This is a genomic window from Mesorhizobium sp. M0052, assembly GCF_040323255.1.
Lineage (GTDB): Bacteria > Pseudomonadota > Alphaproteobacteria > Rhizobiales > Rhizobiaceae > Mesorhizobium.
Map to the genome: position 1 here is coordinate 122,193 of NZ_JAMYUS010000010.1, position 19,438 is coordinate 141,630.

Sequence of the window (19,438 nt, forward strand, 5' to 3'; positions counted from 1 at the left end):
TCTTGCCGGGGCCACAACAATCCTTCACAAACGGCACCCTATATTGATGCCAGGCATTGATTTGGGGTGACGAGAGGCGCGGCTTGGAATTCGAACTGAAAAACATCGAGGCGCTGGCCCCCGATCAGGCGTCGCTAAGCGCCGCCTCGAAGCTCACCAAGCGCTCGAACTGGCCGCGGCTGGAGAAGAACGAGCAGCAGGCGCTGATCTGGGGCGAATGCCAGGGCTCGGGATCCAACCCCTATCGCACCGTCGTCGACACCGGCGACCACGGCTACAAATGCACCTGCCCGTCGCGAAAATTTCCCTGCAAGCACACGCTGGCGCTGATGTGGATCGCCGCCACGTCGCCGGCCAGCTTCACATCAGCCGAAACAACGCCGGAATGGGTCAATGACTGGCTTGGCCGGCGCAGGAAGACTGCGCCCCCGCCGGTCGACGCAAAGCCTGGCAGGGGCGCGTCTGGCAAGAGCATTGGCGAGGCCTCGCAGGCGGAGGAAAGCACCGTCGATGACGCCGCCACGACGGAGCGCCGCGAGACGGCGCAGCGCAAGCGGGCGGAAGATACGCGCACCGCGGTGGCAGGCGCGCTGGACGAACTCGACCATTGGATTGCCGACCAGCTGCGGCTCGGCCTTTCCGCCTTTGCCGACGCCAGCAGCGAGCGCTGCCGCCGCATTGCCGCGCGGCTTGTCGACATGAAGGCGACGGCGCTTGCCGGACGCATCGACGAAATCCCGGCCCGGCTAATGGCGCTGCGCAGCGAGGAACGGCCGGACGCGGCGATCCGCGAACTCGGCAAGCTGGTGCTGCTGGCCAAAGCCTGGCGCTCGGCGCCCGACGATCCCGAGCTGAAGCGACTGGTGTCGGCGTCCGAAACCCGCGACCAGGTTCTGTCCAGTCCCGACGCGAAGCAGGTCGACAGCCATTGGGAGGTCGTCGGCGAGAAGATCGAGACCCGCCGCGACGGTCTCGTCAGCCATTCGACCTGGCTGCTCGATCTGAAAAGCCCGACGCCGCAGTTTGGGCTGCTGCTCGATTTCTTTCCGGCTTCGGCCGGCCGCCGCTCGGCGGCGTTCACGCCCGGTGACCGGTTCCACGCCCGCCTGGTATTCTACCCGTCGCGCCAGCCACTGCGGGCCTTGGTGGCGGAGCGCAAGGGCGACGTCGTGTCGGGCGCCTGGCCGGATTTCGGCCTCGACGCTGTCAAGGACCCGCTCGCGGCGCATGCGGCGCACCAGGACGCAGCGCCCTGGTCGACCGATAGCCCGCTGATGCTGCCTGCCGGCGCGATCCTGCTCGATGAGCGCGGCACCGCCTGGTGGCAAGCGGCGCACGACCCGCAAGGGATCGCCCTGCCTGTTAGCGGGACCGTCGATCAGACCGTGCTTGGCCTCGACCTCGGGGCCACGGCAGCGCTTTGGAACGGCGCGCGGCTCGATCTGCTGGCCGCGCAAAGCGGCTTCGGGAGGCTCGATCTGTCATGAACGAGCTCGAACTAACCGGCCTGGCGACGATGCGCGACTGCTGGATCACCGGCGGAACCGCGTTCGATCTGGCGCCAACCGCATGGAAGGAGATCGCGGGTGGCGCAAGCCCGGACGAACGGGAGCGACGTCTGCTGGCGATCGCGGCGCAGGCGCTCGATGTCGGCCTGCGGCCGTCGGCGCCGAAGACGCTGAAGCGGCGCCCGCCGCTGCCGAGGCTTGGCCTGCCGCTGCTGCCGGAGCGGTTGCGGCCGCTGTTGCGGGCGGCCCTGAAGAACGCCGCCGATGCGCAGCGCAAGTCGCGTGTCGCGACGCTCGTCGCCAGCCGCGGCTACGTGCTGCATCCGATGGACTGGATGCCTTCGGCATCAGACCAGAACAGCCCTGACATCTATGCGCCGTGGATCGACTGGCAGGCCAGCGTCGAGGGGCTGAAGATTGCCCCGCAGGAGCAGCTGACGGCGCAGAACTGGGATGACTTTTACCCCGCCGCGCGCCGTATCGCGTTGGCCGAGATGCGCCGTCGCGATCCGGCCACGGCCCGCAGCCTGATGGAAGCCAAGGCGACGGGCGAGCCGGCTGAAGTCCGGCTGGCGCTCATCGAACTCATGCATTTCAACCTGACGCCCACGGACGCGCCATTCCTGAAAAGCCTGGCCACCGACCGCTCCGGCAAGGTGCGGGAGCTGGCGGGCCGGCTGCTGGCAAGGCTGGGCGAGCATGGCCGGCCGGGCAACGACGGAGCCGACGACCCCGTTGCCGAACTCGCCGCCTTCATCACAGAAGGCAAATCCGGCTTCATCCGCCGCCGCACCACATACACGCCGGCAAAACTCAAATCGGCTGCGCAAGAAAGTCGTCGCGTCGACCTGTTCGCAAGCTGTTACCTGGTCGATCTTGCGGCGCATTTCGGCAAAACAGAGTCCGATTTCATCGGGGCATGGCAATTCGGTGCCGATGACAGAGCGGATCTGTCTCTCGTTCGGATGGTCGCCGTGTCCGGCAGCGATGCCACGGTGGCGCTGTTGGCGGATACGCTTGTCGCCGAAGGTGGCAAGTCGGCATTGTTTGTCTTCCACCTCATGTTGCGTTTGGACAGCGGCAGGAAGCGGAACCTGATCAGGCAGATCCTGAAGGACGCTCAAAATCTTGAAGCGCTCAACCTGGTCGAAGGCGCCGAAGCGAGTTGGCTTGAATGGGACGATTTGACAAATGGCAAGGCGCTGTCGGCACTGCGCACCATGGTTGCGGGAAACGACGAGCCCGCGAAGCTAAGCGCGGACCACGCCCTGGAAACGATAGGCTTTCTTGCCACAGCGGAGACCGCTGAACGGTTGATCGGCGACATTGTTGCGGCTGGCATGCCGCCGGCGGCAGCCTCGCTCGCTTTCCTGCGCCTCAACGCGGCCCTGACGGGAACCAACACATGACAATCCGGAGAACAGCACCATGAACGCAGCCATCCGCCTCCCTGTCGAGCAGGCCTATGCCGCTGAACTGCAGGCGCTGGCGCGCAATGACGAACGCCAGAAGCCGGCCGGATGGAGCCTGTCGCCGAAGGCCGTGCTGACCTATCTGCTCGGCGGCAAGGCAAGCGACGGCACCGTGATATCGCCGAAATATGTTGGCCGCCGCCGGCTGATGGAAACCGCGGTGGCGACACTCGCTACCGACCGCGCGCTGCTGTTGCTCGGCGTTCCCGGCACCGCCAAGTCCTGGGTGTCGGAACATCTCGCCGCCGCCATCATGGGCAACTCGACGCTAATCGTGCAGTGCACGGCCGGCACCGACGAGAACCAGGTCCGCTACGGCTGGAACTATGCGCAGCTTTTGGCCAAAGGGCCGAGCCAGGAGGCGCTGGTGCCGACGCCGCTCTACCGCGCCATGGAGAGCGGCAAGCTATGCCGCCTGGAAGAGTTGACGCGCATGGGCTCCGATGTTCAGGATACGCTGATCACCGTGCTGTCGGAAAAGATGATGCCGATCCCGGAACTCAACACGTCGCTCTATGCCCAGCGCGGCTTCAACATCATCGCCACCGCAAACAACCGCGACAAGGGCGTCAACGAGCTGTCCTCGGCGCTGAAACGCCGCTTCAATGTGGTGGTGCTGCCGCTGCCCGAGGACATGGCGGAAGAGGTGGCGATCGTCTCCAAGCGGGTCGACGAGATGGCCGGCGGGCTCGACCTGCCGGTGCCGAAAAATGTCAGCGAGGAGATCGCTCGCGTGTTGACCATTTTCCGCGAGCTGCGCTCGGGCGCAACCGCCGACGGCAAGGTGACGCTGAAGACGCCTTCGGGTTCGCTCTCGACCGCCGAGGCGATCGCCACCATGGTCGGCGGCCTCAGCCAGGCGGCGTGGTTCGACAGCGGCAAGCTCGGCGCCGAAGGCCTCGCCGCCAGCCTTGTCGGCGCCATCGTCAAGGACCCGGTGCAGGACAAGGTGGTGCTGGAGGAATATCTCGAAACGGTGCTCAAGAAGCGGCCGGACTATGCCGGCTATTACGCGGCGCTGAACGCAGCGATCTGAGGTCATGAGCGACGTCGCCTATTTCGGCATCCGCCATCACGGGCCGGGCTCCGCCGACAGCCTGGTGCAGGCGCTGCGGGACTTGCAGCCGGTCGCGGTGCTGATCGAAGGGCCGAGCGACGCATCCGCCCTGCTGCCATTGCTGGCGCGCCCGCAGATGCAGCCGCCGGTGGCGCTGCTCTGCTACCCCGAGGACGATCCGGCCGCGACAAGTTTCTGGCCGTTCGCCGAGTTCTCGCCGGAATACCAGGCGGCGGTGTGGGCGGTGGAGAACAAGGCGGCATTGCGGTTCATCGACCTGCCGTCATCGGCACGGTTCGCGGCACCGGCAACCGACGACACCGACAAAACGGCTGACGCCGACAAGCCCGAACCCAAGGACGAAACCGGTGACGATGGCGAGCCCGCATCGCATCGAGACCCGATCGGCACGCTGGCTGCGGCCGCCGGCTATGAAGATGGCGAAAGCTGGTGGGCCGACATTATCGAGCAGAATCCGCAGCCGGGTCCAATCTTCGCTGCCATCACCGATGCGATGACGACGCTGCGCGACGGCGAAGGTGCGATCGCGCCGTTCGAGGCCAAGCGTGAAGCGCATATGCGATTGGAAATCGCCGCCGCGCGCAAGGAATTCGCCGGACCGATCGCCGTCGTCTGCGGCGCATGGCATGTGCCGGCCCTGCAGGCCGCGCACACGCAGAAGAACGACCAGGCGCTGATCAAGGGAATTGCCCGGCGCAAAAGCATCATGACATGGGCGCCATGGACCGGGCCGCGTCTTGCGCTGGGCTATGGTTATGGCGCTGGCGTCGTCGCGCCCGGCTGGTGCAAGCATCTGTGGCGCACACGAGGGCGGCGCGACGCCGCGACGCTGTGGCTGGCGACGATCGCGGCGGTGCTGCGGGCGAAGGGCCATCTGGTGTCGACCGCGTCGCTGATCGAGGCCGAGCGGCTTGCGCGCACACTGGCTGCCATTCGCGAGCGGCCGAAGCCCGGCTTCGAGGAATTGCGCGATGCCGCGATCGCGGCGCTGTTCAACGGCGAAGCGGTGCTGTGGGCGCTGGTCGAGGCCGAGCTGCTTTTGGGCGCGGATGTCGGCGAGATTCCGCCCGACACGCCGCTGGCGCCGCTGATCGAGGACCTGCAGCGCAACCAGAAGGCGGCGCGGCTGAAGCCGGAGGCGCTGGAACGCGAGCTGTCGGTCGATCTGCGCAGCGAAAGCGGACTGTTTCGTTCGACATTGCTGCACCGGCTGAACGTGCTTGGCGTGCAATGGGGCAGGCTGGCCGACGCCGGCCGCAGCCGCGGCACCTTTCGCGAAAAATGGACGCTGGCCTGGGAGCCGGAATATGCCGTGCGCCTGGTCGAGAACCTGATCTACGGCCCGACTATCGAAAAGGCCGCCAATGGCCGCCTGATCCAGATGCTCGGTGCGGCCGCGAGCCTCGACACGCTTGCCGCCCTTGTCCAGAGCGCCATTACGGCGGATCTGTCGGAGGCCGCGAGCGCCGGCCTTGTAGCGTTGGAGGCGCGCGCAGCGCACAGCAGCGAATGCCTGGAGATGCTGGCCTCGGTGCCGCCGCTTGCCGACATCATCCGTTACGGCGAGGCGCGCAAGACCGAAACCAACCGGCTGTCCGGTTTGTTGGAACGGTTGATCGTCGAAGGCGCGATCGCGCTGCCCTATGCGGTGCGCGACCTGGACGAGCAGGCCGCCACCACGCTGGTCGGTGCTGTGCGCAAGGCCGACACGGCGATCCGGCTGGTCGAGCCCGGCGAAGGCGTGCTCGATGCATGGCGCAACGGCCTGACCGGCGTGCTGGAAGGTCCGGGCTCGACGGCGCTGCTCGCCGGCTGCGCCGCGCATCTGCTCTATGAAGCCTGCCAACTGTCGGCAGAGGACGCCGCCGGGCTGCTCGGACGCAGGCTGTCGCCGGGGACGCCGGTCGCCCAGGCAGCGGGGTTCTTCGAAGGTTTCTTCAGCACTGCCGGCCAGCGGCTGATCTACGACGAGGGCCTGCGCGGCGCCGTCGATGGGTGGCTGAAATCGCTCGACGAGGAAGCTTTCATCGCGCATCTGCCATTGCTGCGCCGCGTCTTCTCCAATCTGGACTCGATGGAGCGGCAGCGGTTGATCGAGGCCGTGCTCGGCCGCACCGCAAGGTTGCCGGCCGGCCTGACGCCGGCGCCGGATGGCGGCGAGGGCTGGCGCCGTCACCTGGAGCGGCTTGGGCCATTGCTGGCGGGCGGAGTGTGACAATGGATGACGAAGCCGAAGTGCCCGAACCCGGCCCAGCATCCTCCGATAGCGGGCGCGAGCGCCGCTGGCGGCTGGCGATCGGCGCCGATGACGAGGCTTCCTCCGCCCTTTCCAGTGATGACAAAAAACTGTCTTCGGCGCTCGATGCGCTTTACGGCGACGGCGCCAATGCCGATGCCGACCCGCGCAAGCGGCGCGGCGGGCTCGGCCGCTCGGCGCCACGCGTGGCGCAATGGATGGGCGATATCCGCTCCTTCTTTCCCGCCCAGGTGGTCCAGATCGTCCAGAAGGATGCCTTTGAGCGGCTGAACCTGAAGCAGATGCTGATGGAGCCGGAATTCCTCAAGGCGATCGAGGCCGACGTCAACCTCGTCGCCGACCTGATCTCGCTGCGTTCGGTGATGCCGGCCAAGACCAAGGACATCGCCCGCACCATCATCGCCGACATCGTTGCCAAGCTGATGCAGCGGCTGGAGCAGAAGACCGCCGAGGCGATCCGTGGCGCGCTCGACAAGTCGCGACGCACCAACCGGCCGCGCCAACGCGACATCGACTGGCCGCGCACCATCTCGGCCAATCTTCGCCACTACCAGCCTGAGCACAAAACCGTCGTGCCGGAAAAACTGGTCGGCTTCATGCGCAAGCAACGCCGGCTGGTCGATCTCGACGAAGTGGTGCTGTGCGTCGACCAGTCCGGCTCGATGGCGAGCTCGGTGATCTACGCCTCGATTTTCGCCGCGGTGATGGCGTCGCTGCCGGTCGTGCGCACCAAGCTGGTCTGTTTCGACACGGCCATCGTCGACCTGACCGAAGAGCTCAGCGACCCGGTCGAGGTGCTGTTTGGCGTGCAGCTCGGCGGCGGCACCGACATCAACCAGGCGGTCGCCTATTGCGCCGACCGCATCGAGCGGCCGACCAAATCCCACTTCGTGCTGATCACCGACCTCTATGAGGGCGGCAACGGCCAGGACTTGCTGCGGCGGCTTGCGGCGCTGGTCCGGTCCGGCGTCAATGTCATCGTGCTGCTGGCGCTGACCGATCAGGGCCGGCCGGGCTATGATCCGGCGATGTCGGCTTCGGTCGCGGCACTTGGCATACCGGTCTTCGCCTGCACGCCGGACCTGTTTCCCGACATGATGGCGGCGGCGTTGCGGCGCGAGGATATCGGCGCCTGGGCAGCCGGCGCCGACATCAAGCTGATCCGCGCCGAGACGGAGCCGAGCAGTCAGGCCTGACTATTCGAACGAATAGGCAAACCCGTCAGTGGAAGCGCTGACGGTCACCTTGGTCATCTTCTCGCCGTCGAGCGACCGGTTCAGCACGCCGCGGCTGAGTTCCGGCAACAGCGTGTTGGTGAGGATGGCGTCGATCATGCGGCCACCGGACTCGATTTCGGTGCAGCGCGCCCTGACCAGCGCCATGACGCCGTCGCCGATCACCAGTTCGGCGTCGTGGCTGGCGCGCAGCCGCCGCGCGATCTTGCCGAACTGATGGCGGGTGATGGCCTCGATCATCGAATCCGAGAGCGGATAGTAAGGGATGGTCACGACGCGGCCGAGGAAGGCCGCTGGAAACACCTTCAGCAGTGGAGCGCGCAGTGCAGCATCGAGGCCGTCGAGCCCTGCCCTCACCGTGCCGTTGCCGGTCCGCTCCATGATGACTTCGGAGCCGACATTGGACGTCAGCAGGATCAGCGTGTTCTTGAAGTCGATGCGCCTTCCCTCGCTGTCATCCATCATGCCCTTGTCGAAGACCTGGAAAAAGATCTCGTGGACGTCGGGATGCGCCTTCTCGACCTCGTCGAGCAGGATCACCGAATAGGGTTTTCGGCGCACGGCCTCGGTGAGAATGCCACCCTTGCCGTAGCCGACATAGCCGGGCGGTGCGCCCTTGAGCGTCGAGACGGTGTGCGCCTCCTGGAATTCGGACATGTTGATCGAGATCAGGTTCTGTTCGCCGCCATAGAGCGTCTCGGCCAACGCCAGGGCCGTCTCGGTCTTGCCGACTCCCGAGGGGCCGCAGAGCAGGAACACGCCGACCGGCTTTTCCGGCGCTCCGAGCCCGGCGCGGCTGGTCTGCACGCGCTTGGCAATCATCTCCATGGCGTGATCCTGGCCGACGACACGTTCGGACAGCGTGGTGGCCAGCTTGAGCGCCTTTTCGGTCTGGCTGGACAGCATCCGTCCCGTCGGGATGCCGGTCCAGTCCTGGACCACGGCAGCTACCGCATTGCGGTCGACCGACGGCAGGATCAGCGGCGTCTCGCCTTGCGCGGTGGCAAGCTCGGCCATGAGTTCACGCAGCCGCGCCAGATCGGCGGCAGGATCTGACGGCGCAGCTTCGGCAGCCGGCGCTTCGGTCTCGGACGTTTCGGCCTTGGGCGTCTCGGCCTTGGGCACCTTGGTCTTTTCTTCGTCCGGCGCTGCCGGTTCGGCTTCGGCCTCAGCTGTCGCCACCGCATCGAGCGGGACGCCGTCGCCGCGCAGCCGCGCGCGCAGTTCGAGGATCTCGGCAACCAGCGCCTTTTCGCGCTCCCAGCGCTCCTCGGCGGCGGCGAGCATGGTCCCGGCTTCAGTGAGCCCGGCCTCGACCCGCGCCTGCCGGTCAGTTACTTCGATGCCGATCGCGGCCTCGCGGCCGATGATGCCGCTTTCGACTTCCAGCGCCTGGCGGCGCCGCAAAATGTCCTCGACCTCGGCCGGCGTCGCATGCTGCGAGATCGCCACCCTGGCGCAAGCGGTGTCGAGCAGGCTGACCGCCTTGTCGGGCAATTGCCGCGCCGGGATGTAACGATGCGACAGGCCGACCGCCGCCTCGATCGCCTCGTCCAGGATCTGCACTTCGTGATGCTGTTCGAGCACGCCGGCTACACCGCGCAGCATGAGCACAGCGACCGCTTCCGACGGCTCATCGATCTTGACCACCTGGAAACGGCGGGTCAGCGCCGGGTCCTTTTCGATGTGCTGCTTGTACTCGGCCCAGGTGGTTGCGGCGATGGTGCGCAATTCGCCGCGCGCCAGCGCCGGCTTCAAGAGATTGGCGGCATCGCCGGTTCCGGCGGCACCACCGGCGCCGATCAGCGTGTGCGCCTCGTCGATGAACAGGATGACCGGCGTCTCGGATGACTGAACTTCGTCGATCACCGCCTTCAGGCGCTTCTCGAACTCGCCCTTGACGCTGGCGCCGGCCTGCATCAGGCCGACGTCGAGCATACGCACGCTGATGCCCTGCAGGGGCGGCGGCACGTCGCCCTGGGCGATGCGCAGGGCAAACCCCTCGACCACCGCGGTCTTGCCGACACCGGCCTCGCCGGTCAGGATCGGGTTGTTCTGCCGGCGCCGCATCAGGATATCGATGATCTGCCGGATCTCCGGGTCTCGGCCGACGACCGGGTCGATCTTGCCGTCATGGGCGCGCTGGGTGAGGTCTGTGGCGTATTTGGCCAGCGCGGAGTCCCCGCCCGGAGCTCGCCGCGGCGCCTCCGCGGTGGGAGCCACTGCTGCCGTGGCGCCGGCTTCGAGCGAACCGTCCACCACCTCGGCAAAGCGGGCGATGACCCCGTCGGCGTCGATCTTGTCGAATTCGCCGCTGATCTTCGCCACCAGGCCTTCCAGCACCGGCGTCTTCAGGCAGGCGAGCACGACATGGGCGCTGCGGACCTCCTCCATGCCGAATTCCAGCGTCGCCAGATTCCAGGCTTCCTGGATGGCGTGGAAAATGTGGTCGGAAAATTCCTCGATCGAGGTGGCGCCGTAGGGCAGCTTGTCGACGGCGCGGGTCATTTCGCTGGTAAGCCGGCTGGCATCGACGCCGGCATCGGCAATGATCATCTGCACATCCGAACGCTCGGACAGCACCAGTTGTTCTATGAAATGGACGAGTTCGACGTAAGGATTGCCGCGCAGCTTGGCGCTGTCGGCGGCGGCCTTGAAGGCGCGCAGGCAGACCGGATTGAGCTTGCCAACCAGTTCCTTGCGTTTGAACCCCTGCGACGACCGGCGCTGTTCCATCGAACGTGCTCCTGCAATCTGCCCGTCGACAGCCTGCCACATAAGCAGCCGCTTGACAAAGCGCTTGATGCAGCCGGCCTTTTCCCTTTGTGGAGAGTCCCGCGCCGCCAAATGCAGACAACCACGATTTTTTCTAATCCTATGCGATGCGCTTCACATACGAGGTTGGCCAAGCACGCCATGAATTGCGCCATCCGAGACGCAGTTGCACCGACATTCATTAGCGCTCGTTAACTTTTGAGCGGATGGCGAATTGTGGGAATATGCAACCGTGTGCTAACGTTGGGTCACGTACGGTTTTAGAGCCGGTCGCCGGGGGTATCTGTGATCGATCTCGCACTCTGGCTTGCTCCGCTGGACGGTGAAAATCCGTCAGGCGAAGACTTGCGCAACGATCCGGCTTTTCATGAGCTGGAGCGGCTCACGGAGCCGCAGGTCAAGGTCGTCCATGACGGGCGCAACAAGCCAGCCGCGCAATCGACCATTCCGGTCGACTGGCCTGCCGTGCTCGGCAAGGCCGAGGAGTTGCGTTCGCATGGCCGCGACCTGCGCCTGCTCGTCATTGTCGCCCGGGCGCTGGCCAATGAAGAGGGATTGGCCGGACTGGCACAGGGCCTGACCCTGATTGCAAGGACCTTCGAGACGCATTGGGAGACGATGCACCCGGCGCTGCGGGCCAGCCCCCAACCACGCGAGGCCGCCTTGCGCCGCCTCAACGCGCTGGCCGACCTGCAGAACGGCCAGGAAGGCCTGCTGGCGAACCTCAGGCAGATGGTCTTCTTCGCGCCGCGTCCCATCGGGCCGATCAGCGGACGCGATCTCGAACAGGGTGCGCTCGACGATCGCGTCATGCTTCAGGAAGCGGCGTCGGGATTGAATGCCACGGAGAAGGCAGCACTGGTCAGCGCGCACGGACAGCTCCTGAACCGGGTGGGCAGCGGTTGTGCCGCCCATCAGGACCAGGCCGGTGAACAGATGACGGCGCTCATCGCCGGGGCGCACGCAGCGATCGAGGCGCTCGACGCGGTCGATGCGGCGCTGAATGCCCGCCTTGACAGCAACGGGGCCGCCGTCCCGGACCTGAAACGATTTTTGCAGCGCGTGCTGACGACGCTGGAACGCAATACGGCGGTCGAGACCACGGAAGAGGCAGCGACGAAGGGGGCTGCCAGCCCGGCTGCTCCCCCGGCAAGCCCGGCCGCGCCGGTCAGAAACGGTCATGGAGCCGAGACGATGGCAAGCTACGCGGAGACCGGTGCGGGGCTCCCGGACAGGATTTCCTCGCGCGACGATGTGGTGAAGTGCCTCGACCTTGTGGTCGCGTTCTACGACCGCACCGAGCCGTCGAGTCCGATCCCGCATCTCGCCCGCCGGGTGCGCAGGATGGTGCACATGGATTTCGTTGAACTGATGGAAGACCTCGCCCCGTCGGGGCTCAAGGAATTCCGGCTGCTCGCCGGCGTTCCCGACGCCAAGAAGACTGCCCAGAAGGATGAAAGGTAGCAACACATGCCAGCCGAAAGCAAAGCGAAGGTCATCGAGCGAAATCGCGCCCCGCGCGTGCAGATCGCCTACGATGTCGAAACCTACGGCAGCCCGACGACGATCGAACTGCCGTTCGTCATGGGCGTGATGGCCGACCTGTCGGGCGCATCGCAGACCAGGGAAGCGTCCAAGACGGTGCTCGACCGTTCCTTTGTCGAGACCGATGCCAACCGCTTCCCCAAATTCATGGAAGCGCTGGGACCCAGGGTCAAGGCGCGGGTGAAGAACACGCTGCCGCAGGCCGAGGGACAGGAGCGCGACGAAGAACTGGCGCTCGACCTGACCTTCACCAAGATGGGCGATTTCGCCCCCGACAAGATCGCCGAACAGGTCCCGCAACTGGCCGAAATCCTCAAGATGCGGCGCCAGCTCGAGGAGCTGCTCGGCTTCATGGACGGCCGCGTCGATGCCGAAAAGCGCATCGCCCAATTGCTGAACAATCAGCCGCTGCTTGGCCAGATCGCCGCCCAGGCGCTGTCCGACGACAAGGGTGAGGAATAGATCATGGCCGAACAGCAAAAGACCGCAGCATCCGTCGCCGAGGCCGAGGCCGTCGATCTCGGCGAATTCAGCCAGCTCTTGGAGAAGGACTTCAAGGTCAAGAAGGACGACAGCGAGAAGCTGCAGCAGCTGGTTCGCAACCTGGCTCTGGCGGCGCAGTCGCGCTCCGAGACGACGACGATTTCGTCCAACTCGATCAAGTCGATCAAGTCGTTGATCGCCGGCATCGACAAGATGCTGACGACCCAGGTCAACGAAATCCTGCACGCGCCGGAAGTGCGGCAGATGGAAGGCACCTGGCGCGGCCTCTGGTACCTCATCAACAACACCGAGACGGATCAGAAGCTGAAGATCCGGGTGATGAACATTTCCAAGGAGCAGCTGGCCGATACGCTCGAAGACTATGAAGGCCAGATGTGGGACCAGAGCCCGATCTTCAAGAAGGTCTACACCGACGAGTATTCGATGCTCGGCGGCGAACCGATCGGCTGCGTCATCGGCGCCTACGAGTTCTCCAACCACCCGCGCGACGTCGGCCTGTTGCGCAACATCTCCGGCATCTGCGCCTCGGCGCACACGCCGTTCATCGCCGCCGCCTCGCCACGGCTGTTCCGCATGGACAGCTGGCAGGAACTGCCCAACCCGCAGGACCTGCAGCAGATCGTCTCCAACCCGGCCTACGCCTCGTGGCAATCGCTGCGCGAGAGCGAGGATGCGCGCTATATCGGGCTGACCATGCCGCGCGTGCTGGCGCGGCTGCCCTACGGCTCGGAGACAGTCCCGGTCAAGGGCTTCTCCTTCGAGGAGGAAGTGCAGGGCGATCACAACAAATATGTCTGGATGAACGCTGCCTTCCCGATGGGCGTCAACATCAACCGCAGCCACAAGCTCTATGGCTGGGGCACCCAGATCCGCGGCGTCGAAAATGGCGGCACTGTGCTTAACCTGCCGGTGCACTCCTTCCCGACCGATGACGGCTCGATCGCGATGAAATGCCCGACGGAAGTCGCCATCGACGACCGGCGCGAGGCGGAACTGGCCAAGCTCGGGCTGATGCCGATCCTGCATCGCAAGAACACCGATCTCGCGGCCTTTATCGGCGCCCATTCGCTGCAAGATGACGAGACGCGGGCGGGCCGCCTGGTCGACCCCGACGCCCAGTCCAATGAGCGGCTCTCCGCCAACCTGCCCTATCTGTTCCCGGTCTCGCGCTTTGCGCACTACCTCAAGGCGATTGCGCGCGACAAGGTCGGATCGTTCAAGGAACGCACCGACATGCAGATCTGGTTGACCGAATGGATCAACCGGTACGTGCTGGCCAACCCGGCCTTCGCCGACGACAAGGCGCGCGCCAAGCGTCCGCTTGCCGCCGCCGAGGTGCAGGTCGACAGCGTGGAGGGCCGGCCGGGCTACTACAACGCCCGCTTTTATCTGCGCCCGCACTACCAGCTGGAGGGCATCAACGCCTCACTCAGGCTGGTGTCGGAATTGCCGTCCGTGAAGACCTGATTGCAGCAACCAAACCTTTGTTTGAAAGCGGTGGAGAACGAAAATGCCCACAATGAAGATCGACGGTTTTCTGAAAGTTCCGGATATCAAGGGGCCCAGCACACGCGACGGCCATGACGACGAGATCGAAATCCATGGCGTCGATTACAAGATGGTCGCGCCCTACGACCCCAATTCCCTCTCGCGCCGAGGCCGCGTGTCGATGGGCATGATCAAGTTCACCAAGCACTATGACAAGGCCTCACCCTATCTGGCCAAGGCCCTGTTCGAAAACAAGGCGCTGGACGAGGTCAAATTCTCCGCGCGGCGGACCATCGACGGCGAGAGCAAGGACTATCTGGTCGTTACCCTGACCGACGCCTCGATCATGGAATACGACATGTCGCAGGCCGATGATGAAGCCGACCTGATCCAGGAGGAAGTCTCCTTCGCCTACAAGAAGATCAAGTTCGTCTATGACGACAATGACGAAGCCGAAATGGATGTCTATGTCGGCAAGTGAGGGGCGAGCAAAGCGCCCTGCCGCCGACAAGGTACAGGCGGGCGGTTCACGGGCCAAGCGCGAGGCGGTACAGCCTTCGCTGTGGGACCGCCTCGTCAACGATCTGCCGGGCCTGAGCTCGGAGATAGACGGGCTCAGGCAGGCTCTGCAGGAGGAGCTTGGCGCAGAGCGCCTGGACGAGCTGCTGGCAGACGGACCGAGGCGCATCGACGCCGATGACGCATTGAACCCCGATCAGAAGCGCCGGCTGCACCGGCTGGCGTTTCAGAACCGGCACCGTGGCGAGCTTGAAAGCCGAGGCATCGTGGTGTCGCCCGATGTGCTGCGCGAGGCCGTGCGGCGCGACATCGAGGCGCTGTTCAACACCGAGCGTTTCGAATCCGCGCCGCTGCTATCCGATCTCGAGGCCGAGCAGATGACCGACCGTCCGACATCGCTGGCCGACTTTCCGGAGGTGCGCCGCAGCGTTGTCAATTATGGCGTGCCGTCCTTCTCCGGCCGGTCGTCGCGCGACTTCGATCGCGATGTTCTGGCACGCGAGATCCGCGCCGTGCTCGCCGCATTCGAGCCGCGGCTGAAGGAGAGCGCGACGAAAGTCACGGTCAACCTCGGCGACAAGACCGGCCTGAAGATCGAGATCGACGCCGTGCTGATCATGACGCCGACGCCCGAGCGCATGCGCCTGCGCACGACGATCAATCTCGACAACGGACTGGCGCGCACCGAGTTCAGGGAAGCCTGAGAGATGGACCGGGTCTTCGTAGAATATTACGAGGAGGAACTGTCCCACATACGCGGGCTGGCGGCGGAGTTCGCCGACATGCATCCGGCGGTTGCCCGCAATTTGTCGCTGGATACGGTGCCGTGTCCCGACCCCTATGTGGAGCGGCTGCTCGACGGCGTCGCCTTCCTCGCCGCGCGCACGCGCCTGAAGGTGGATGCCGAGCGCTCGCGGTTTTCGCGCAGCATCCTCGACGTGCTTTATCCCGATCTCGTCACGCCGGCGCCGGCAACCGCCATGGTGGTGCTGAAGCCCGGCCAGCAGGTGCAGACAATGCTTGCCGGCCACGTCGTCAAGCGCGGCACGCGGCTGGTCTCCAGCCTGCAGGCCGGCCTGTCGACACGCTGCACCTTCACCACCGCGCAGGACATGACGCTGTTTCCGATCGCGATCAGTTCGGTCGGCTATTTCCAGGACCGCAGCGCGCTTGCCGCCGCCGGCATCGGCCCGATCGCCGGCAAGGCCGGCGAAGCGGCACTTCGCATCACGCTGGCGCGGACCGGCAAAGGCAAGCTCGACGAACTGGCGCTCGACCGGCTCGACTTCTATTTCGCCAACCGCACCAAGGCGCCGCTGATCTTCGACGCCATCTTCGGAGTCTGCTCTGGTGTCGGCGCTCGACCGGAAGGCAAGACCAATCCATTGTCGCCGCTACCGCCGCCGGAGATGGTCGGCATTGCCGATGCCGAGGCGCTGATGCCGCGCACGCGGCCGACCTTCGAAGGCTACCGCCTGCTGCGCGAATATTTCATGATGCCCGAGCGCTTCCATTATGGGCGCGTCACCGGCTTGCTGCCGGTCGTGCGCAAATGCCAGGCCGGGCTCGAAATCATCTTCCTGTTCCGGCGTCCGGTGCCCGAACTCGCCGATCTGACGCCGGCGGATTTCGATCTCTTCGCCACCCCGATCATCAATCTCTTCGAGCGCGAGTGCAACATCGTCGAGCTCGACCAGCGCAAGACGCGCCAGGTGCTGCATGCCGACCGCACGCGGGCGCGCGACTTTGAAATCTACCGCGTCATCCGCGTCGAAGACGCCGATGCCGAGGGACCCGACGCGGAGATACCGGAACTCTTCAGCCTTGGGCAAAATCGCGGCAGCGGCTGGGTCTATTCGACGGAGCGGCGGCCGCGCCGGCCGACCGAGGACGAGCGGCGCCAGGGCGTGACGCGGACCTCCTATGCCGGGGACGACGTCTTCCTGGCGGTTTCGCGCCCAGTCAACAGTCAGGCCAACCGGCCGCTCAAGCGCGTCGACGTCGTGGCACTGTGCACAAACCGCGATCTTGCCATCCTCGACGACACGCCAACGCTGACGCTGGAAGCGGGCGACCCGGTGGAATCGGTCAGGCTGCTCGGCGCGCTGCGTTCGCCGCAGCCGGCCATCCCGGCAGCGCTGCCGACCGGCGCCGACAGCGAGTCGCGCGCCGACGACCTGGCCTGGCGGCTGGTCTCGCAGCTGGCGCTGAACTTCCTCAGCCTGGCCAAGGAAGGCCGCGGCGTCGATCCGCTGCATGCGCTGCTCGATCTCTATGCCGAACGCGGCGATCCCGGGCTTGCCCGCAATGTACGCTCGATCGTGCGCATCGATTCGCGCGCGGTGATCGAAAGGCTGGCGATCGAAGGACCAATGTGTTTTGGGCGCGGCACGGAGGTGACGCTGCATGTCGACCAGTCGGTGCTGGCGGGACAGAGCACTCTGCTGCTGTCGGGCCTGCTGTCGCGGCTGTTTGCCCGCCATGCCGGCATTAACGGGTTCGTGCGCACGCGCACGCGGTTGCTCCAGAAACAGGAGGATGTGCCATGGCCGATGACGCCCGGCAATCGCTACCTGATCTAGAGCGAGCCGCAACCCTGTCCGAGAGTTTCGACTTTTTCGAACTGCTGCGCCGGCTGGAGCGGCAAGGCGGCCTGTTCGGCCATTCCGGCCGGCCGGACCGCGAGCCGGCAAGGCTCGGCCAGAATGTGCGGCTGTCCTTCGCAGTGCAGGACGTGGTGGATTTCCACGAACCGACGGACAAGTCGCCGGCGCGGGTGACGGTCAACAATCTCGGCCTGCTCGGGCCTGAAGGGCCGATGCCGCTGCATCTGACGCGCTGGGTGCTCGATCGGCTTTCGCAGCGCTGGTATGCAGGCGCCGAGGCGCGGCAAACGAGCGACACGACCTTCGTCGATTTCGTCAACATCCTGCAGCACCGGATGATCGCGCTTTATTATCGCGCCTGGGCGGATGCGCATCCGGCCGTGCAGGTCGAACGCGGTGTCGGCGGCCGCGTCCGTTCGATGCTGGAAGCGATGGCCGGCATCGGGCTGCCGGGCACCCAGGACGCCGAACTCGATGCGGTAAAGCTTCGCCAGGCCGCCTCGCTCGCCAGCCAGGTCGAGGGTCCCGAACGGCTGACGCTGTTCATTGCCGAAGCCTTCAAGGTTCCGGTGGTGCTGAAGGAATTCGTCGGCGCCTGGATGACCATTCCCAAGGCGCTGCAGAGCCGGCTGGCCGGCAGCTATGCCACACTCGGCCGCAGCGCCACCATCGGCCCGCGCAGCTTCAGCCGGCAAAGCCGAATCGAACTGCGCATCGGTGCGCTCAGCTATATCGACTACAAGGCGTTCCTGCCCGGCGGCGAGCGGCTGAAGTTGTTGAAGCAGGCGGTGCGCGACCTGATCGGCGAGACCATCGATGTCGATCTCAGGATCGTGCTTGCGGCAAAGGCAGTGCCGCCGGCAAAGCTCGGCACCGTCCAGCTTGCCCGCACCACCTGGCTGGCGCGCAACCCTGCGCGAGGCGATGCCGAAGACATGCGGCTGCGCACCATCGTCGGCTGGCGCGAAGAGGTGGCGGCATGAGCCTGCTGCTGACGCTCGAACAGGGACCCCGCGCGCAAGTCACGCGGCAGGCGCGGCTGGACGAGGGTGAGCTGGTGATCGGCCGCAGCGCCGACGCCGACTGGCAGATCAACGATCCCGACATGTTCGTCTCGCGCGCCCACTGCAAGATCACCAGCAAGCAGGGCGGCTATTTCGTCACCGATACTTCCAGCAGCGGGCTGTTCATCGACGATGCCAGCAGCCCACTCGGCGCGGGAAATACCGAGCGCCTGCAAAGCGGCATGCGGCTGCGGTTGGGCGACTATGTGGTGTGCGTCGATTTGCAGACGGCGAAGACCGAGGCGCCGGCCTTGAGGCCTTCGATGCCCGCCAGCAAGCCGGTGGCGTCGCGGGCGCCGGTCAGTCTCGGTGGCGACGATTTCTTTTCGTCCACGACCCAAGAAGAGCCGGGACGGCCACGCCCTGCCAACCTGCCCGATCCGTTCGAAAAGCCGGTGCCCGGCGCGTTCGCGCGTGCGGATGAACGCAGCTCGCAGGCGTTCGACGATCCATTCAGCCTCGACCCGGTGGCGACGCCGGCGCCAGAGGCCGTCACCGACAAAAGCGGCGGCAAGCCGCTGTTCGACGACCCCTTCGGCCTCGACTCCGCGCCGCTGTCGAGAGAGCCTAGCAGATCCAATTCCGAGCAGCCGCCGGCCTACGATGACGGGTTTGGTTTTGGCCCGGCCGAGTCCACCAGCCTCGACGTTGGCGCGACGGATGGCGGCGCAATCGATGCGGCCTCGCCTGCTCCCTCCGCGGCGCCGTGGGAGCTGCCGGCTCGCGCGGCCGAGCCATCGCCAAAGCCAACCCCGCAACCACCGCCCCGCCCTCCTGTCCGGCAAGCTGCAGCACGGCCATCGACCGGACAGCCGGACGCGGACTTTCGCGCTGCTTTCCTGCGCGGCATGGGTATGGACGAGGCCGGCTTTCCCGGCCGCAATCCGGTTGCCGACATGGAGAAATTCGGCCGCGAGTACCGGCTGATGATGGATGGGCTGATGCAGCTTTTGCGCAAGCGCGCCGAAGAGAAGGGCAACGCTCGCGTCGCGCAGACCGTGGTTGGCGCGTCCGAGGTCAACCCGCTCAAATTCCTGCCCTCGGTCGACGATGCGCTGGTGACCATGCTGGCCGAGCGCAGCCCCGGTTTCCTCGGCGCCGAAGCGGCGATCAAGGACGCGGTGCGCGATCTGGCGCAGCATCACGTTCGCGCCTGGCGCGGCGTGCAAGGCGCCCTCAAGCGCATGATCGACCGCTTTGATCCGGCGGCGATCGAGCAGGAACTGAAGTCGAGCTCGGCGATCGGCAATCTGCTGACCGGCGGGCGCGGCGCCAAGCTCTGGGAATTGTACCAGAAACGCCACCGTGAAATCGCTCACAGCGCCGAGACGCGCTTTCTGGGCGAGATCGGCGCTGATTTTCGTGATGCATATGAGGAGGACTGAGA

At 65.7% G+C, this 19,438-nt stretch carries 14 protein-coding genes; 13 read left to right on the forward strand and 1 reads right to left on the reverse strand.

The features are described 5' to 3' along the window. The first annotated feature begins 83 nt into the window (after window positions 1-83). From NKJ77_RS15830 to NKJ77_RS15850, 5 genes are read left to right on the forward strand one after another with little or no spacing between them, the layout of a single operon-like run. Window positions 84-1,487: an SWIM zinc finger family protein gene (locus NKJ77_RS15830; protein WP_352535429.1), complete on the forward strand. Its 1,404-nt coding sequence runs from the start codon at window positions 84-86 to the stop codon at window positions 1,485-1,487. Continuing rightward, window positions 1,484-2,917: a DUF5691 domain-containing protein gene (locus NKJ77_RS15835; protein ID WP_352535430.1), complete on the forward strand. Its 1,434-nt coding sequence runs from the start codon at window positions 1,484-1,486 to the stop codon at window positions 2,915-2,917. Before NKJ77_RS15830 ends, NKJ77_RS15835 begins: the two co-directional genes overlap by 4 nt. A 19-nt stretch (window positions 2,918-2,936) precedes the next feature. Beyond that, window positions 2,937-4,016 carry an ATP-binding protein gene (locus NKJ77_RS15840; RefSeq protein ID WP_352535431.1) on the forward strand — a complete coding sequence of 360 codons (1,080 nt, stop codon included), beginning with the start codon at window positions 2,937-2,939 and terminating at the stop codon, window positions 4,014-4,016. 4 nt (window positions 4,017-4,020) lie between these two features. Continuing rightward, window positions 4,021-6,273 carry a DUF5682 family protein gene (locus NKJ77_RS15845; RefSeq protein ID WP_352535432.1) on the forward strand — a complete coding sequence of 751 codons (2,253 nt, stop codon included), beginning with the start codon at window positions 4,021-4,023 and terminating at the stop codon, window positions 6,271-6,273. Window positions 6,274-6,275: 2 nt separating this feature from the next. Next, on the forward strand, window positions 6,276-7,511 hold the full coding sequence (locus NKJ77_RS15850; protein ID WP_023687036.1) for a VWA domain-containing protein: 1,236 nt from the start codon (window positions 6,276-6,278) through the stop codon (window positions 7,509-7,511). Here the strand turns inward: NKJ77_RS15850 and tssH are convergent, their stop codons facing one another. Beyond that, complete coding sequence (gene tssH / locus NKJ77_RS15855) at window positions 7,512-10,286, reverse strand: type VI secretion system ATPase TssH (protein ID WP_023732192.1); 2,775 nt, start codon at window positions 10,284-10,286, stop codon at window positions 7,512-7,514. Window positions 10,287-10,610: 324 nt separating this feature from the next. Here tssH and tssA point away from each other — a divergent pair, with 324 nt between their 5' ends. From tssA to tagH, 8 genes are read left to right on the forward strand one after another with little or no spacing between them, the layout of a single operon-like run. Further along, the gene (tssA, locus tag NKJ77_RS15860) at window positions 10,611-11,789 is read left to right on the forward strand and encodes a type VI secretion system protein TssA (protein WP_023687034.1); all 1,179 of its coding nucleotides are present in this window, start codon (window positions 10,611-10,613) and stop codon (window positions 11,787-11,789) included. Window positions 11,790-11,795: 6 nt separating this feature from the next. Then, on the forward strand, window positions 11,796-12,332 hold the full coding sequence (gene tssB / locus NKJ77_RS15865) for a type VI secretion system contractile sheath small subunit (protein WP_023673718.1): 537 nt from the start codon (window positions 11,796-11,798) through the stop codon (window positions 12,330-12,332). Window positions 12,333-12,335: 3 nt separating this feature from the next. Beyond that, a complete protein-coding gene (gene tssC, locus NKJ77_RS15870) occupies window positions 12,336-13,841 on the forward strand; it encodes a type VI secretion system contractile sheath large subunit (protein WP_023682611.1) in 1,506 nt (501 codons plus the stop codon). Between the two features lie 52 nt (window positions 13,842-13,893). After that, the gene (locus NKJ77_RS15875) at window positions 13,894-14,343 is read left to right on the forward strand and encodes an Hcp family type VI secretion system effector (RefSeq protein WP_023673716.1); all 450 of its coding nucleotides are present in this window, start codon (window positions 13,894-13,896) and stop codon (window positions 14,341-14,343) included. Further along, window positions 14,330-15,085 (forward strand): type VI secretion system baseplate subunit TssE, encoded by a 756-nt coding sequence (gene tssE / locus NKJ77_RS15880; protein ID WP_023714850.1) that lies wholly within the window; start codon window positions 14,330-14,332, stop codon window positions 15,083-15,085. The genes NKJ77_RS15875 and tssE overlap by 14 nt, the downstream gene beginning before the upstream one ends. Before the next feature lie 3 nt (window positions 15,086-15,088). After that, on the forward strand, window positions 15,089-16,963 hold the full coding sequence (gene tssF, locus NKJ77_RS15885) for a type VI secretion system baseplate subunit TssF (RefSeq protein ID WP_023714851.1): 1,875 nt from the start codon (window positions 15,089-15,091) through the stop codon (window positions 16,961-16,963). Further along, entirely contained in the window at window positions 16,927-17,970 is a 1,044-nt protein-coding gene (tssG, locus tag NKJ77_RS15890) for a type VI secretion system baseplate subunit TssG (RefSeq protein ID WP_031194673.1), read from the forward strand. Before tssF ends, tssG begins: the two co-directional genes overlap by 37 nt. Continuing rightward, window positions 17,967-19,436 carry a type VI secretion system-associated FHA domain protein TagH gene (gene tagH / locus NKJ77_RS15895; protein ID WP_023714854.1) on the forward strand — a complete coding sequence of 490 codons (1,470 nt, stop codon included), beginning with the start codon at window positions 17,967-17,969 and terminating at the stop codon, window positions 19,434-19,436. Before tssG ends, tagH begins: the two co-directional genes overlap by 4 nt. The last annotated feature ends 2 nt before the right edge of the window (window positions 19,437-19,438 follow it).